General features: G+C 63.0%; 10 protein-coding genes and 2 tRNA genes. 7 read left to right on the top strand and 5 right to left on the bottom strand.

Features of this window, described 5'->3' with window-relative positions:
* Window positions 1-126 precede the first annotated feature (126 nt).
* A tRNA-Met gene (locus EL191_RS14660) sits at window positions 127-203 on the bottom strand.
* Window positions 204-317: 114 nt separating this feature from the next.
* Window positions 318-394: transfer RNA gene (locus tag EL191_RS14655), tRNA-Met, on the bottom strand.
* 195 nt (window positions 395-589) lie between these two features.
* On the opposite strand from EL191_RS14655, the gene dinB reads away from it, so the two are divergent.
* Complete coding sequence (gene dinB / locus EL191_RS14650; protein WP_041981025.1) at window positions 590-1,591, top strand: DNA polymerase IV; 1,002 nt, start codon at window positions 590-592, stop codon at window positions 1,589-1,591.
* A gap of 100 nt (window positions 1,592-1,691) precedes the next feature.
* Here dinB and EL191_RS14645 read toward each other — a convergent pair whose 3' ends face one another.
* The 3 genes from EL191_RS14645 to EL191_RS14635 all read right to left on the bottom strand — a co-directional run bounded on the left by EL191_RS14645 (window position 1,692) and on the right by EL191_RS14635 (window position 5,393).
* Complete coding sequence (locus EL191_RS14645) at window positions 1,692-2,090, bottom strand: META domain-containing protein (protein ID WP_041980870.1); 399 nt, start codon at window positions 2,088-2,090, stop codon at window positions 1,692-1,694.
* A 3-nt stretch (window positions 2,091-2,093) separates the two neighbouring features.
* A complete protein-coding gene (locus tag EL191_RS14640) occupies window positions 2,094-2,525 on the bottom strand; it encodes a hypothetical protein (RefSeq protein WP_013716232.1) in 432 nt (143 codons plus the stop codon).
* A 117-nt stretch (window positions 2,526-2,642) separates the two neighbouring features.
* Window positions 2,643-5,393, bottom strand: coding sequence for a response regulator (locus EL191_RS14635; protein WP_041980874.1), 2,751 nt, complete (start codon window positions 5,391-5,393; stop codon window positions 2,643-2,645).
* 118 nt (window positions 5,394-5,511) lie between these two features.
* Between EL191_RS14635 and EL191_RS14630 the strand changes: the two genes are divergently transcribed.
* The 6 genes from EL191_RS14630 (at window position 5,512) to relA (ending at window position 13,408) form a co-directional block, all read left to right on the top strand.
* Window positions 5,512-6,222: a response regulator transcription factor gene (locus EL191_RS14630; RefSeq protein WP_041980876.1), complete on the top strand. Its 711-nt coding sequence runs from the start codon at window positions 5,512-5,514 to the stop codon at window positions 6,220-6,222.
* On the top strand, window positions 6,219-7,556 hold the full coding sequence (locus EL191_RS14625; RefSeq protein WP_041980877.1) for a histidine kinase sensor domain-containing protein: 1,338 nt from the start codon (window positions 6,219-6,221) through the stop codon (window positions 7,554-7,556). The genes EL191_RS14630 and EL191_RS14625 overlap by 4 nt, the downstream gene beginning before the upstream one ends.
* A gap of 83 nt (window positions 7,557-7,639) precedes the next feature.
* A complete protein-coding gene (locus EL191_RS14620) occupies window positions 7,640-8,608 on the top strand; it encodes a siderophore ABC transporter substrate-binding protein (RefSeq protein WP_041980879.1) in 969 nt (322 codons plus the stop codon).
* A 133-nt stretch (window positions 8,609-8,741) separates the two neighbouring features.
* Entirely contained in the window at window positions 8,742-9,647 is a 906-nt protein-coding gene (gene cysM, locus EL191_RS14615) for a cysteine synthase CysM (protein ID WP_013716227.1), read from the top strand.
* Window positions 9,647-11,005, top strand: coding sequence for a 23S rRNA (uracil(1939)-C(5))-methyltransferase RlmD (gene rlmD, locus EL191_RS14610; RefSeq protein ID WP_041980880.1), 1,359 nt, complete (start codon window positions 9,647-9,649; stop codon window positions 11,003-11,005). The genes cysM and rlmD overlap by 1 nt, the downstream gene beginning before the upstream one ends.
* 159 nt (window positions 11,006-11,164) lie before the next feature.
* Complete coding sequence (relA, locus tag EL191_RS14605) at window positions 11,165-13,408, top strand: GTP diphosphokinase (RefSeq protein ID WP_041980881.1); 2,244 nt, start codon at window positions 11,165-11,167, stop codon at window positions 13,406-13,408.
* Window positions 13,409-13,411: the final 3 nt, after the last annotated feature.

Raw genomic sequence — 13,411 nt, 5'->3', positions numbered from 1 at the left:
TCGGTCAATCCCCTGCATTTGCGGCAGGTGCATTGAGCATAGGCCCGCTTGGCTTAAGAGAAACTGAGGAAGATCAATGATCGGAAACGAAAAAGGCCACTCAATCGAGTGGCCTTTTTCTGAAGGTGGTTGCGGGAGCAGGATTTGAACCTACGACCTTCGGGTTATGAGCCCGACGAGCTACCAGACTGCTCCATCCCGCGCCGGCAATTCTACGCCTGCTTAAAGTGTTGTCAATCGATTTATTGCTTTTGATCGAAAAAGTTAATTTCGAGCAAATAAAAAGGCCACTCGTTTGAGTGGCCTTTTCGTGAAGGTGGTTGCGGGAGCAGGATTTGAACCTACGACCTTCGGGTTATGAGCCCGACGAGCTACCAGACTGCTCCATCCCGCGTCTGTGGGGCGGCATTCTACAGCCAGATGCTGCGGTGTCAACCGCTATTTGCGAGAAAAGTGTTTTCAACTCAGATGCTTAGCATCAAACAGCTGTTAGACTGCAACGCTCCAGGCCAGGCTGGACAAGGCTTCCGAGGATGTTGTGCGCAAGATAATTCATGTGGATTGCGACTGCTTTTACGCCGCCATCGAGATGCGTGACGACCCGAGCCTGGCCAATCGTCCGCTGGCCGTTGGCGGTTCGGCTGACCGTCGTGGGGTGATCGCTACCTGCAACTACGAGGCACGTGCCTATGGCGTGCGTTCGGCTATGTCCTCGCGGCATGCACTTAAGCTGTGCCCGGACCTGCTGATCGTCAAGCCGCGCTTCGAGGTGTACCGCAGTGTATCGCGGGATATTCACGGCATCTTTCGTCAATTCACCGACCTGATCGAGCCGCTGTCGCTGGACGAGGCCTATCTGGATGTCAGCGACTCGCCGCACTTTTCCGGCAGCGCTACGCGTATCGCCCAGGAAATTCGCCGACGCGTGGCGCAGGAGCTGCACATCACTGTATCGGCCGGCGTGGCGCCGAATAAATTCCTGGCCAAGATCGCCAGCGATTGGCGAAAACCCAATGGGCTGTTCGTCATCACGCCGGATCAGGTCGATGATTTCGTCGCCGAGTTGCCGGTGGGCAAGCTTCATGGCGTTGGCAAGGTTACGGCCGACAAGCTGACGCGGATGGGCATTCGTACCTGCCTGGATCTGCGTGACTGGAACAAGTTGGCGCTGGTGCGCGAGTTCGGCAGTTTCGGTGAGCGTCTGTGGCGGTTGGCTCACGGCATCGACGAGCGCGAAGTGAAGGTGGACAGCCGTCGCCAATCACTGAGCGTGGAGCACACCTACGATCAAGATCTACCTGATCTGGAGGCCTGCCTGGAAAAGCTACCGGCACTGCTCGAGGAGATGAACGGCCGCCTGCAACGCCTGGATGCCAGCTATCGGCCGGACAAACCTTTCGTCAAGGTGAAGTTTCACGACTTTACCCAGACCACCTTGGAGCAGGCGGGGGCCAGTCGGGATCTGGACAGTTATCGACTCTTGCTGAGCAATGCCTTTGCCCGTGGCGACAAGCCGGTGCGGCTGCTTGGCGTTGGAGTCAGGTTGCATGACTTGCGTGGACGGCAGGAGCAGTTGGAGCTGTTTGCCTAGTTGCCGTTGTGGGGGGCTTTAGCCACGAGGTTTTCGAGGTTTTATCGCGGCTGAAGCCGCTCCTACAGGAACAGGATGCGTTCTGTAGGGCAGCGTCGTGTCATTCCGCCCAGAGGCGAATCGGCTTGCCACTCGCCGGCCATAGCTGCAGTTGGCCGATACCGTTGAAGTCCCAGCGCTGTACCTCACGGAGAGCTGCGAGGAAGCGTTGTTCCTGTTCCATCAGTGCCGGTGCGCACATCTTGCGGGTGCTGCCGGCCGGCTCGAAGCTGAGCGAGTCGCCTTTGAGCGTATAGCCGGCGAACCAGTGATTGCAGCCTGCGTGGCCATGGGCACGGCCGTCAGCGGCGAAGGTGATGGTCAGATGGCTGCGGTCGATCAGCGGGCGCTCGCCGATCCACTCCACGCGGTAGCTGCGTTCGGTTTCTAGCTGCGGTGCGTCGCTGGCGCAGCCGGCCAGTGTGGCGGCGAGCAGGGCGAGGGGCAGGGCGCGATACATGGGTCAGGCCTCCTGGCAGGTACGACACAGATGACGGCCGGCGTCGTTGCGCCAACCCAGCTCGCTGATGCGGGCCTCGGCAGCCGGCGCTTGTGCGGCTTTGCCAAGGGCTGCATCGACGGCGAATTCGAAATCCAGCTGCTTGCCGCAGCCGTCGCAGTTCACCTGCCAGTTGTGAATGGCCAGTTCCTTGAACTGCGGTCCTTTGCACACCGCCAGCCACTGCCCGGGTGGGTTGATCAGGTGGCGAACCTTTTCCACGTCCAGGCGCATGTGCAGATCGCGGCTGCCTTTGAGGGTGACCAGCAATGTGTCGGCCGCCTGGATCGAGCCGCCGTTGCCGGTGACCTGATAGCGGCCTGGCGCCAGGGCTCGGCACTCGGTGAGGGTGTGCTGCGGGTTGAGCAGGGAATAACGGAAATCGTGTTCGGCCATGGGTCCTCCGGTTCAGCCGGCATGCTATCACGCGCCGGCCTTGTCCTCATGGCTCAGCCGGCTGGTTCCTAGGTCGCAAGGCCTTGCCTCAGGGCCGGATGGACAACAATCTGGTTGTCAGGCGCTCTGTGCGGCTGCTTCGGTCAGGCGTGCGATGGCGTCGTCCAACTCGTCCAGCGCGCGCCGGGCCTCGGGGTCATCCTGCTTGAGCAATGTCTCGCTGCGCTGGCAAGCGGCGCGCAGTTGCGGCACGCCGCAGTAGCGTGTGGCGCCGTGTAGTCGATGAACCCGTTCGATCAGTGCGGTGCGCTCGCCAGCATCACGCGCCTGGCGAATGGCCTGGCGGTCACCCGGCAAACCGGCCAGCAGCATGCTCAACATGTCGGCTGCCAGGTCTGCCTTGCCGGCTGCCAGGCGCAGGCCTTCTTCTGCGTCGAGCACCTTGGGTTGCAGCTGGGTGGGTGCGGGTGGGCTGACCCTGTGGCTCGGCTGATTGCGCAGGTTCAGGCCGGTCCACTTCAAGACCACCTGGGCCAGTTGGCGTTCATTGATCGGCTTGGTCAGGTAGTCGTCCATACCGCTCTGCAGCAGAGCGCGCTTCTCGTTGGCCAGGGCGTGGGCGGTCAGCGCGATGATTGGCGTGGCGCTACGGCCTTCAGCGCCTTCCCATTGGCGAATCGCCTCGGTGGCTTCGCGACCATCCATGCCGGGCATCTGCACATCCATGAATACCAGGTCGAAGCAGCCTTGCTGGATGGCCTCTATCGCCGCGTAGCCGCTGTCCACCGCCGTGACCTGGGCGCCCAGGTCGTCGAGCAGGGTTTGCACCAGTAGCAGGTTGGCCGGGTTGTCATCAACGCAGAGGATCTGCGGTCGGCGCGTGTCGCCAATGGTAATTGGCTCGCTGGCCGGGCGCTGCGGGCTGACCATTTCCACTAGCGCCTTGTGCAGCTTGCGCGTGCAGGGCGGCTTGGCCTGCAGTTGGGTGTAGGCGTCGGGCAGCGTTTCGTGGAACAGCCCCAGCTCGGTGGTCGGGCACAGCACCAGGGCCTTGCAGCCAAGGCTGTCTAATTCATGGATACGCTGGCCGAGGGCCTCGGGCGGCATCTGGCTGGCGGTGATGCCCAGCACAGCCAGGCTCAGTGGCTGTTCGCCATGCTGCTGGTCGTTCACGGCCTCGAAGAGCTGGCCAGGGTCGGCGAAGCTTTCCACTTCCAGGCCACAGTCCTCAAGCTGATGAGTCAGCGCCTGACGTGCCAGCTCGTGGCTCTCCAATACGGCTACGCGGCGGCCCAGCAGGGCGGTGCGCGGCAGATCTTCGGCATCGTCGCGAGCCTTGGGCAGGGTCAGGGTGATCCAGAATTCCGAACCTTCGCCTGGAGTGCTGTCGACGCCGATTTCGCCGCCCATCTGCTCGATCAGGCGTTTGGATATTACCAGGCCAAGGCCGGTGCCCCCCGCCTGGCGGCTGAGCGAGTTATCGGCCTGGCTGAAGGCCTGAAACAGTGCGCGCAGGTCTTCATCCGACAGGCCGATACCGGTATCCATCACGCTGATGCGCAATTGCGCGCTGTCGGCGCTTTCGTCCTCGACCATGGCGCGCATGACAATGGTGCCTTCGCGGGTGAATTTGATCGCGTTGCTCACCAGGTTGGTCAGTACCTGCTTCAGACGTAGCGGGTCGCCGCGCAGGGCCAGCGGTGTGTCGCGGTAGATCAGGCTGACCAGCTCCAGCTGCTTTTCATGGGCGGCGGGGGCGAGGATGGTCAGCGTGTCTTGCAGCAGGTCGCGAAGATTGAAGGGGATAGACTCGAGCACCAGCTTGCCAGCCTCGATCTTGGAGAAGTCGAGCACCTCGTTGATGATGCCAAGCAGGCTATCGGCAGATTTTTCGATGGTCGACAGATAGTCCTGCTGACGCGGGCTTAGTTCGCTTTTCTGCAACAGGTTGGTGAAGCCGAGAATGCCGTTGAGCGGGGTGCGAATCTCGTGGCTCATGTTGGCCAAAAATTCGGACTTGATGCGGCTGGCCTCGAGGGCCTCCTTGCGCGCGAAGTCCAGCTCGATGTTCTGGATCTCGATGGTTTCCAGGTTCTGGCGCACGTCCTCGGTGGCCTGCTCGATACTGTGCTGCAGTTCTTCCTGGGCGTTCTGCAGGGCTTCGGCCATGCGGTTGATGCCGGCGGCCAGCTCATCCATCTCATGGCTGCCCAGTGGTGGCAGGCGGGTTTGCAAGTGGCCGTCCTTGAGTTGGGCGACGCCGGCTTTGATCTCGCGCAGCGGACCGTTGATGCTACGACTCATGCGCAAGGCGAGCAGGGCGGTAACGGCAAGGCCGCCGGCGATCAGCAGCAGGCTGGCGAACAGGCTGCGGTAACCGCTGAGCAGCGTGCCCTGGTGCGAGAGTTCCAGTTCGACCCAGCCGAGCAGCTCCAGCTTGCGTTCCTCATCCAGGCCGTCGCTGAGCGCCAGATGCTGGTCGTAGACCGGCAGCAGAAAGCGCGTAGCGTCCTGGCCACTGAGCAGGCTGACACCCGGCTGGCCGGTGGGCGAAGGGTTGAGCATGCTCGGTCCGGCATGTGCCAGTAACGCCCGCTCGGGGGCGAGAAAGCCCACCGCGCGAACGTCCGGGTGCTCCAGCGCCTGCTGGGCGATGCGTTCGAGCTTTTTCACATCGTTCTGTTCCAGCGCCGGGGCCGCGAGGGGCGCCAGGTGTTCGATCAGCATCTCGCCACGCTGCAACAGCTGGGTCTGCAGGCCCGATAGCTGCACCCAGGTGAAATAGCCACCGAGTACCAACGCCAACAGGCTGGTGGGCAGCAGGGTGAGCAGCAATACGCGCCCTTTGATGCTGAGATCCTTGAACACGACCGTCCTCCTTCAGAACATCTGGGCAGTGTAGCGATTCGGCACGCTGGAATCTGTAGGTGAGCGATTGTCGTTTAGTAGGTAGAATTGTTCTCATCTGTCTGTTCGGTTTCTCACCATGATGAGCTCCACTACTGCCTCGGCTCGAATTCTCGCGGTCGAGGACGATCCTCTGCTTGCCCGTCACCTGCAGTCCCATCTGGTGGGCTGTGGCTTCGATGTGACGCTCAGCCATGACGGCAGCGAAGGCCTGCAACTGGCCGAAAGCGAAGATTTCGATCTGATCCTGATGGATATCCTGCTACCCGGCACCAACGGCCTCAAGGCGCTGCAGCGTCTGCGCCGGCAGCGCAGCGTGCCGGTGCTGCTGATGTCGGCGCTGGGGGACGAGCAGAACCGCATCGCCGGTTTCAGTCAGGGCGCCGACGACTATTTACCCAAACCCTTCAGTCTCGGCGAGCTGAGCGTGCGGGTGGAGGCCATTTTGCGGCGTGTCGCCTATGAACGGCGTGAGCCGCAGGCGAGCGCCGAGGGCAGTGGCTTGCAATTCGACGAAGGGCGCAGCGATGTCGCCTTTCGTGGCAACTGGGTTGGTCTGACGCCCAGCGAATACCGGGTGCTGGAGCTGCTCTGGCGGCACAAGGACGAGGCGCTGAGCAAACCCTTCCTTTATCAGCAGGCGCTGCGCAGGGCTTACGCCCAGCACGATCGCAGCCTGGACATGCACGTCAGTCATATCCGCCGTAAGCTGCAGGCCGTTGGTCACGAGGCCACGCGCGTCGATACCGTGTGGGGCAAGGGCTACGTGCTGGTGCAGGCCGGCGCATGAGCCTGCCCGGAAGGCACTCGCTGCTATGGCGCCTGGCTGGTGCACTGGCGCTGTTCTGTCTGTTGCTGGTCAGCCTGCATGTGGATATTGGTCGCGAGTTGATCGACGCGACGTCCTACCTACCTGACTCTACCCGGCAGACGCTCAAGGGCTATGCCCAGGAGGCGGAAACCAGCTGGCGTGAGGAGGGGACTCCTGGCGTCGATGCGTTCCTCAAGCAGTTGCAGGAGCGTGAGCAGGTGTGGGCCGTGGTCGTCGATCAGCACAAGGATTCGCTGTCCTCGCAGCCCCTGAGTGCAGAGCAGGAGCAGCGCCTGGATTTCGTCCGTAGGCTGGATTTCGCAGTGGGGCGGCCGGGCAGTACGCCGACCTTCTATATTCCCTTCGTCGACAGCGATGCCAGGCTGGTGATGGAGCTGCCGCAGCGCCTGAACCCACGCAAGTACAACGAGCTTTGGGAGCTGCTGCTGCAGCGCGTACTACCGGCGATTCTGGCGATGGTAGTAGCGCTGCTGCTGTACCGCCTGCTGATCGCGCCGCTGGCGATTCTACGACGTCAGGCCGCGGCACTCAGCGCTGGCGACCTGTCCGCCCGGCTCGGGCCGCAGGTGACACGACGCAAGGATGAGCTGGGGGAGCTGGCGCGCACCTTCGACCACATGGCCGAGCGTCTGGATCGCACCGTGGCATTCCAGCGCCAGTTGCTGCGCGACCTGTCCCACGAACTGCGTACGCCGCTGGCCCGTCTGCGGGTGGCGGGGGAGAGCGAACAGGATATCGAAGCCCTGCGCCAACGCCTGGCGCGTGAGGTGGCGGAGATGGAAAAGCTGGTCGGCGATGCACTCGAACTGGTCTGGCTGGACACCGAGCGGCCCAGTTTGCCGCTGGAGGAGGTGGACATCGTCAGGCTCTGGGACGTGCTGCGGGAGAATGCCGGCTTCGAGACGGGCTGGTCCATAGAGCGTATGCCCTGCGAGCTGCCGGCCGACTGCAGGGTGCTGGGCAACCTCAATGGTCTGGCGCAGGCCCTGGAGAACATCCTGCGCAATGCCATTCGCCACTCGCCGGAGGGAGGCGTGGTGCGCTTGGCTGGACGGCGCGAGGGTGAGCAGTGGCTGCTGTGGGTCGAAGATCAGGGGCCGGGTGTCGCCGAGAGCGAGCTGGAGAATATCTTCCGGCCTTTCACCCGCCTCAGTGCTGCCCGCCCTGGTGGTGACGGCTTTGGTCTTGGGCTGGCCATCGCGCGAAGCATGATCGCCACTCAAGGGGGGCGCCTGTGGGCAGAGAATGCCAGGCCTGGGTTGCGGCTGAAGCTCCATCTGCAAAGTGTATAGTTTGTAAATGAAATTTACTCTCATTTGTCTGCCGGTATCATGCCTGCAAGGTTGACAAGCCGCATGGCAATTGAGGGCAAGTGATGAATTCGAGGCGTATCCCCCTGGGCCGGATCGGCGTTGCGCTGATTGCTCTGCTGATGCTCTGCGCATCGGCTCAAGCAGGCTATCCGTTGGCCATCGAGCATGCTCAGGGCACGCTGACTCTGGACGAGGCGCCCAAGCGTGTAGCGGTGTTCGATCTGGGTGTGCTCGACACGCTCGATGCCCTTGGTATTGCCGTTGCCGGCGTGCCGCAAATGGTCGGGCCGGCTTATCTGAAAAACAGGTACGGGGCGCGCGAGGCGGTCAATATCGGCACCTTGTTCGAACCGGATCAGGCAGCGCTGGAACGCCTCAAGCCTGACCTGATCATCATCGGCGGCCGTTCCAGCAATCAGTTCGAGATGCTTGCCACGTTGGCGCCGACCATCGATCTGAGCATCGCGCCGGACCAGTTCCTGGCGGGTGTGCGGAGCAACATAAAGGTGCTGGGCGAGATATTCGACAAGCAGGGCCAAGCTGCGCAGCTCGACGCAGAATTGCGCCAGGAGCTGGCTGCGGTGCATGCCAAGACCGCCGGTCAAAGCTCGCTGACCCTGTTCACCATCAATGATGCGCTGATACTGCATGCGCCGGGCGAGCGCTTCGGCATGCTCAACGAAGTGCTGGACACGCGTTCGGTGGTGGAAGCGGTCGATCCGGCAAGCGTGCCTCAGGGCCGGCCAGCGCCGGATTCGCCCGAGGCCAGGGAACTGCGCGAGCGTCAGAGGGTACGCCTGCAGGCAGCCTTGAAAGAACAGCCGCAATGGCTGGTGATCCTCGACCGTGGCGCAGCCACTGGCGGCGAAGGCAAGGGCGTCGAAACCCTTGGCAAGCACGCCGGTATCGCCGCCAGTCCGGCCTGGCAGCAGGGCAAGGTGTTCTATCTGGAGCCCGCGACCTGGTACATCGCCACCGGCGGTTATCAGGGGCTGATGCGTACCCTGAAGGATTTTGCCGCCGCGCAATGAATGAAGTGGCGCTGCACGGATTGCAGTCCGTGCAGCGCCTCGGATCACGCCTTGAAACCGACATTGGCGTGATGAAGCCACGGGTTCGGCGTATCATGACGCCCCTTCGCGTCAGTCTGGATTCGAGCGACCCATGACCCTGCAATTTCCCACCATTGCCGACTGCATCGGCAATACCCCCCTGGTACGTCTGCAACGCCTGGGCGGTGACACCAGCAACACCCTGCTGGTCAAGCTGGAAGGCAACAACCCGGCCGGTTCGGTCAAGGACCGCCCGGCACTGTCGATGATCAACCGCGCCGAGCTGCGTGGTGATATCCAGCCCGGCGATACCCTGATCGAAGCGACCAGCGGCAATACCGGTATCGCCCTGGCCATGGCCGCGGCGATCAAGGGTTACAAGATGATCCTGATCATGCCGGACAACTCCACCGCCGAGCGCAAGTGGGCGATGACCGCCTATGGCGCCGAGCTGATCCTGGTCAGCAAGGAGGAAGGCATGGAAGGCGCTCGGGATCTGGCCGAGAAGCTGCAAGCTGAAGGGCGCGGTAAGGTGCTCGACCAGTTTGCCAATGGTGACAATCCAGAGGCGCATTACAGCGGTACCGGCCCTGAAATCTGGCGCCAGACCGGCGGAACCATCACCCATTTCATCAGCTCCATGGGCACCACCGGTACCATCATGGGCACCTCGCGCTACCTCAAGGAGCAGAACCCGGCGATCCAGATCGTCGGTCTGCAGCCGCAGGAAGGCTCGGCCATCCCGGGCATCCGCCGCTGGCCGGAAGAATATCTGCCGAAGATCTATCAGGCCGAGCGTGTCGATCAGGTGATGGACATGGGCCAGGCCGAGGCTGAGCACGTCATGCGGCGCCTGGCACGGGAAGAGGGCATCTTCTGTGGTGTTTCCTCCGGCGGCTCGGTGGCCGGCATGCTGCGCTTGTCGCAGCAGGTAGAGAACGCAGTGCTGGTGGCGATCATCTGCGACCGTGGCGACCGATACCTGTCGACCGGCGTTTACGAAGAACCGGCACACTGATGGCCAGACGCAACTCCAACCTGCGCTTTCAGCCCAGTGGCGGCAGTCGCGCGGTGCAGGTTCCGGTCGGCAAGAAGCAGAAGCTCGCCATCGAGCGTCTGGCCGGTGACGGCCGTGGTATTGCCTTTGAAGGTGGGCGCACCTGGTTCGTCAGCGGTGCACTGGCTGGCGAGCAGGTCGAGGCACGTGTGCTCGGTGCTCGCAGCCAGACCGTCGAGGCGCGTGTCGAGCGCATCATCACTGCCAGCAACGAGCGCCGTGCGGCGCCTTGCGCGCATGCCGATCGCTGTGGTGGTTGCAACCTGCAGCATATGCCGCATGCCGATCAGCTTGCCCTGAAACAGCGCACGCTGGCCGAGCAGCTGTCCCGTCTGGGTGGTATCCAACCAGACGAGTGGGCAGCGCCGTTGACGGGCCCAGAACTGGGCTACCGCCGCCGTGCGCGCGTCGCCGTGCGCTGGGACGCCAAGGCGCGTCAGCTACAGGTTGGCTTCCGTGCCGAAGCCAGCCAGGACATCGTCGCCATCGATGAGTGCCCTGTGCTGGTACAGCCCTTGCAGCCTATTTTCAGCGCCTTGCCGGCTTTGCTACGCAGCTTGGAAAAGCCGCAGGCAGTTGGCCATGTGGAATTGTTCAGCGGTACGGCCGAATCCGTGCTGCTGCGCCATACCGCCGCCCTGGCCGAAACTGACCTGAAGCGCCTGCGCGTGTTCTGCAGTGAACACCGCGCGCAGCTGTGGCTGCAGGGCGAAGGTCAGCCCCAGCCGGACGACCCTTGCGCCGAGCTGGGGTTCGAACTGCAGCGCTGGCAATTGCAGCTGGCTTATCGGCCTGGCGATTTTGTGCAGGTCAATGGTCTGGTCAACGAGGCGATGGTCGCGCAGGCGCTAGACTGGTTGGCAGTGCAACCTGGTGAGCGGGTGCTGGATCTGTTCTGCGGCCTGGGCAATTTCGCCCTGCCGCTTGCGCGGCAGGGCGCTGAAGTGGTGGCCGTGGAGGGCGTCGAGGCAATGGTGCTGCGGGCTGCAGCCAACGCGCGAAACAATGGCTTGGGCAATGCGCACTTTTATCGTGCCGACCTGTCCAACCCGCTGGCCAGTGAGGCGTGGGCGCGCGGTGGTTTTCCCGCGGTGCTGCTCGACCCGCCGCGCGACGGGGCGCTGGAGGTGGTACGTGGGATGAGTGAGTTGGGCGCACGGCGTCTGGTCTATGTATCCTGCAACCCGACCACGCTGGCGCGCGACGCCGCCGAGTTGGTGCGGCAGGGCTACCGCCTGCGCCGCGCCGGGATTCTCGACATGTTCGCGCAGACCGCGCATGTCGAGGCGATGGCTTTATTCGAGAAGCCCGAGGCCTAGCCTCGGTCCAACAGGTCGTTTTTCAACGATCTGTCAAAGCGGTACGTTCGGTGCCGCAGGGGTGCGCAGGATGCGCATCCTTTCAGTTAATCCGACCGGCTCAGAGAAGGCCGGCGACTGCTCGGTGTAGCGTATGCGCACCGTAGGGAAGGTAAGACGATGGTTCAGGTGAGAGCGCATCAGCCAGTCAACGACGACGGCAGCATCAATCTTGAGGCCTGGTTGGATCATGTCACCCGCGTCGATCCGGCGCTGGATCGCAAGGCGTTGCAAGAGGCCTGCGAATTCGCCCGCGATCTGGAACAGCAGGCCAACACCACCCAGCATCATTGGAGCGAGGGTGGGTCGACATTTCGCGCCGGCCTCGATATCGCGGAAATCCTTGCCGATCTCAAACTCGATCAGGATTCGTTGGTCGCAGCGATCATTTATCGCGGCGTGCGTGAGGGCAAGATCACCCTGGCCGCCGTTCACCAGCGTTTCGGCCCAGTGGTGGCCAAGCTGATCGAAGGCGTGCTGCGTATGGCAGCGATCAGTGCCAGTATCAATCCGCGTGAGTCGGTGGTGGTCGGCTCGCAGACGCAGGTCGAGAACCTGCGCAAGATGCTAGTGGCCATGGTCGACGATGTACGGGTGGCGCTGATCAAGCTGGCCGAGCGCACCTGCGCCATCCGCGCGGTCAAAGAAGCCGACGAAGAGAAGCGCCAGCGCGTCGCGCGCGAGGTGTTCGACATCTACGCACCGCTGGCTCACCGCCTGGGCATCGGCCATATCAAGTGGGAGCTGGAGGACCTGTCCTTCCGCTACCTGGAGCCGGATCAGTACAAGCAGATCGCCAAGCTGCTGCATGAACGCCGCCTGGATCGCGAGCAGTACATCAACGATGCCATGGCGCACCTGCGCCAGGAGCTGGAAGCTACTGGTATCAAGGCCGACATCAGCGGCCGGGCGAAACACATCTATTCGATCTGGCGCAAGATGCAGCGCAAGGGCCTGCAGTTCAGCCAGATCTATGATGTACGGGCGGTGCGCGTGCTGGTGCCGGAGGTGCGCGACTGCTACACCACCCTGGGTATCGTGCACACCCTGTGGCGGCACATCCCCAAGGAGTTCGACGACTACATCGCCAACCCCAAGGAGAATGGCTATCGCTCGCTGCACACCGCCGTGCTCGGCCCGGAAGGCAAAGTACTGGAGGTGCAGATCCGCACCCACTCCATGCACGAAGAGGCTGAGCTGGGCGTCTGCGCGCACTGGCGCTATAAAGGCACCGACGTCAAATCCGGCTCCAACCACTATGAAGAGAAGATCTCCTGGCTGCGTCAGGTCATCGAGTGGCATGAGGAGCTGGGCGACATCGGCGGCCTGGCCGAGCAGTTGCGTGTGGATATCGAGCCGGATCGGGTCTACGTCTTCACCCCGGACGGCCACGCCATCGACCTGCCCAAGGGCGCCACGCCGCTGGACTTCGCTTACCGCGTACACACCGAGATCGGCCACAACTGCCGTGGCGCCAAGATCAACGGGCGCATTGTGCCTCTGACCTACAGCCTGCAGACCGGTGAGCAGGTGGAGATCATTACCAGCAAGCAGGGCTCGCCGAGCCGTGACTGGCTCAACCCCAACCTGGGCTACGTCACCACCAGCCGTGCCCGGGCGAAGATCGTCCACTGGTTCAAGCTGCAGGATCGTGACCAGAACGTCGCTGCTGGCAAGCAGTTGCTCGAGCGTGAACTGGCACGGATGGCCTTGGTCGGTGCGGACTTCGACAAGCTGGCCGAGAAGGCCAACCTGAAGAGCGCCGAGGACCTGTTCGCGGCCCTGGGCGCCGGCGACGTGCGCCTGGCCCATGCGGTCAATCTGGCCCAGCAACTGGTCGAGCCGGAGCGTGGTAACGAGCAGCTCGAGCTGATCCCGCGCAAGGCGCAGGGCTTCAAGCCGGGCAAGCGCGGCGACATCCAGATCCAGGGTGTCGGCAACCTGCTGACGCAAATGGCCGGCTGCTGCCAGCCGCTGCCGGGTGACCCCATCGTTGGTTACATCACCCTCGGTCGCGGCGTCACCATCCACCGTCAGGACTGCCCCACGGCGCTGCAACAATCCGCGCGCGAGCCTGAGCGGATGATCCAGGTGAGCTGGGGGCCGGTGCCGGTGCAGACCTATCCGGTGGAGATCGTCATCAAGGCCTACGACCGTTCCGGTCTGCTGCGGGACGTCACCCAGGTGCTGCTCAACGAGAAGCTCAACGTGCTGGCGGTCAACACCCGCTCGAACAAGGAGGACAACACCGCCTCCATGTCGATCACCGTGGAGATTCCCGGGCTCGATGCGCTCGGGCGTCTGCTGGCGCGCATCGGTCAGTTGCCCAATATCATCGAGGCGCGTCGCCACCGCGTGGCGTGACAG

Origin of the sequence: Pseudomonas mendocina (assembly GCF_900636545.1) — a bacterium.
In the GTDB taxonomy this organism is placed as follows: Bacteria; Pseudomonadota; Gammaproteobacteria; order Pseudomonadales; family Pseudomonadaceae; genus Aquipseudomonas; species Aquipseudomonas mendocina.
This window is presented reverse-complemented; position numbering and strand designations above follow the sequence as displayed.

Bases quoted from the DNA above. Each gene is read 5' to 3' on its own strand.
- EL191_RS14620 (WP_041980879.1), top strand. From the start codon at position 7,640: ATGAATTCGAGGCGTATCCCCCTGGGCCGGATCGGCGTTGCGCTGATT.
- EL191_RS14645 (WP_041980870.1), bottom strand. From the start codon at position 2,090: ATGTATCGCGCCCTGCCCCTCGCCCTGCTCGCCGCCACACTGGCCGGC.
- EL191_RS14625 (WP_041980877.1), top strand. From the start codon at position 6,219: ATGAGCCTGCCCGGAAGGCACTCGCTGCTATGGCGCCTGGCTGGTGCA.
- rlmD (WP_041980880.1), top strand. From the start codon at position 9,647: ATGGCCAGACGCAACTCCAACCTGCGCTTTCAGCCCAGTGGCGGCAGT.
- EL191_RS14630 (WP_041980876.1), top strand. From the start codon at position 5,512: ATGATGAGCTCCACTACTGCCTCGGCTCGAATTCTCGCGGTCGAGGAC.
- relA (WP_041980881.1), top strand. From the start codon at position 11,165: ATGGTTCAGGTGAGAGCGCATCAGCCAGTCAACGACGACGGCAGCATC.
- EL191_RS14640 (WP_013716232.1), bottom strand. From the start codon at position 2,525: ATGGCCGAACACGATTTCCGTTATTCCCTGCTCAACCCGCAGCACACC.
- cysM (WP_013716227.1), top strand. From the start codon at position 8,742: ATGACCCTGCAATTTCCCACCATTGCCGACTGCATCGGCAATACCCCC.
- dinB (WP_041981025.1), top strand. From the start codon at position 590: ATGCGTGACGACCCGAGCCTGGCCAATCGTCCGCTGGCCGTTGGCGGT.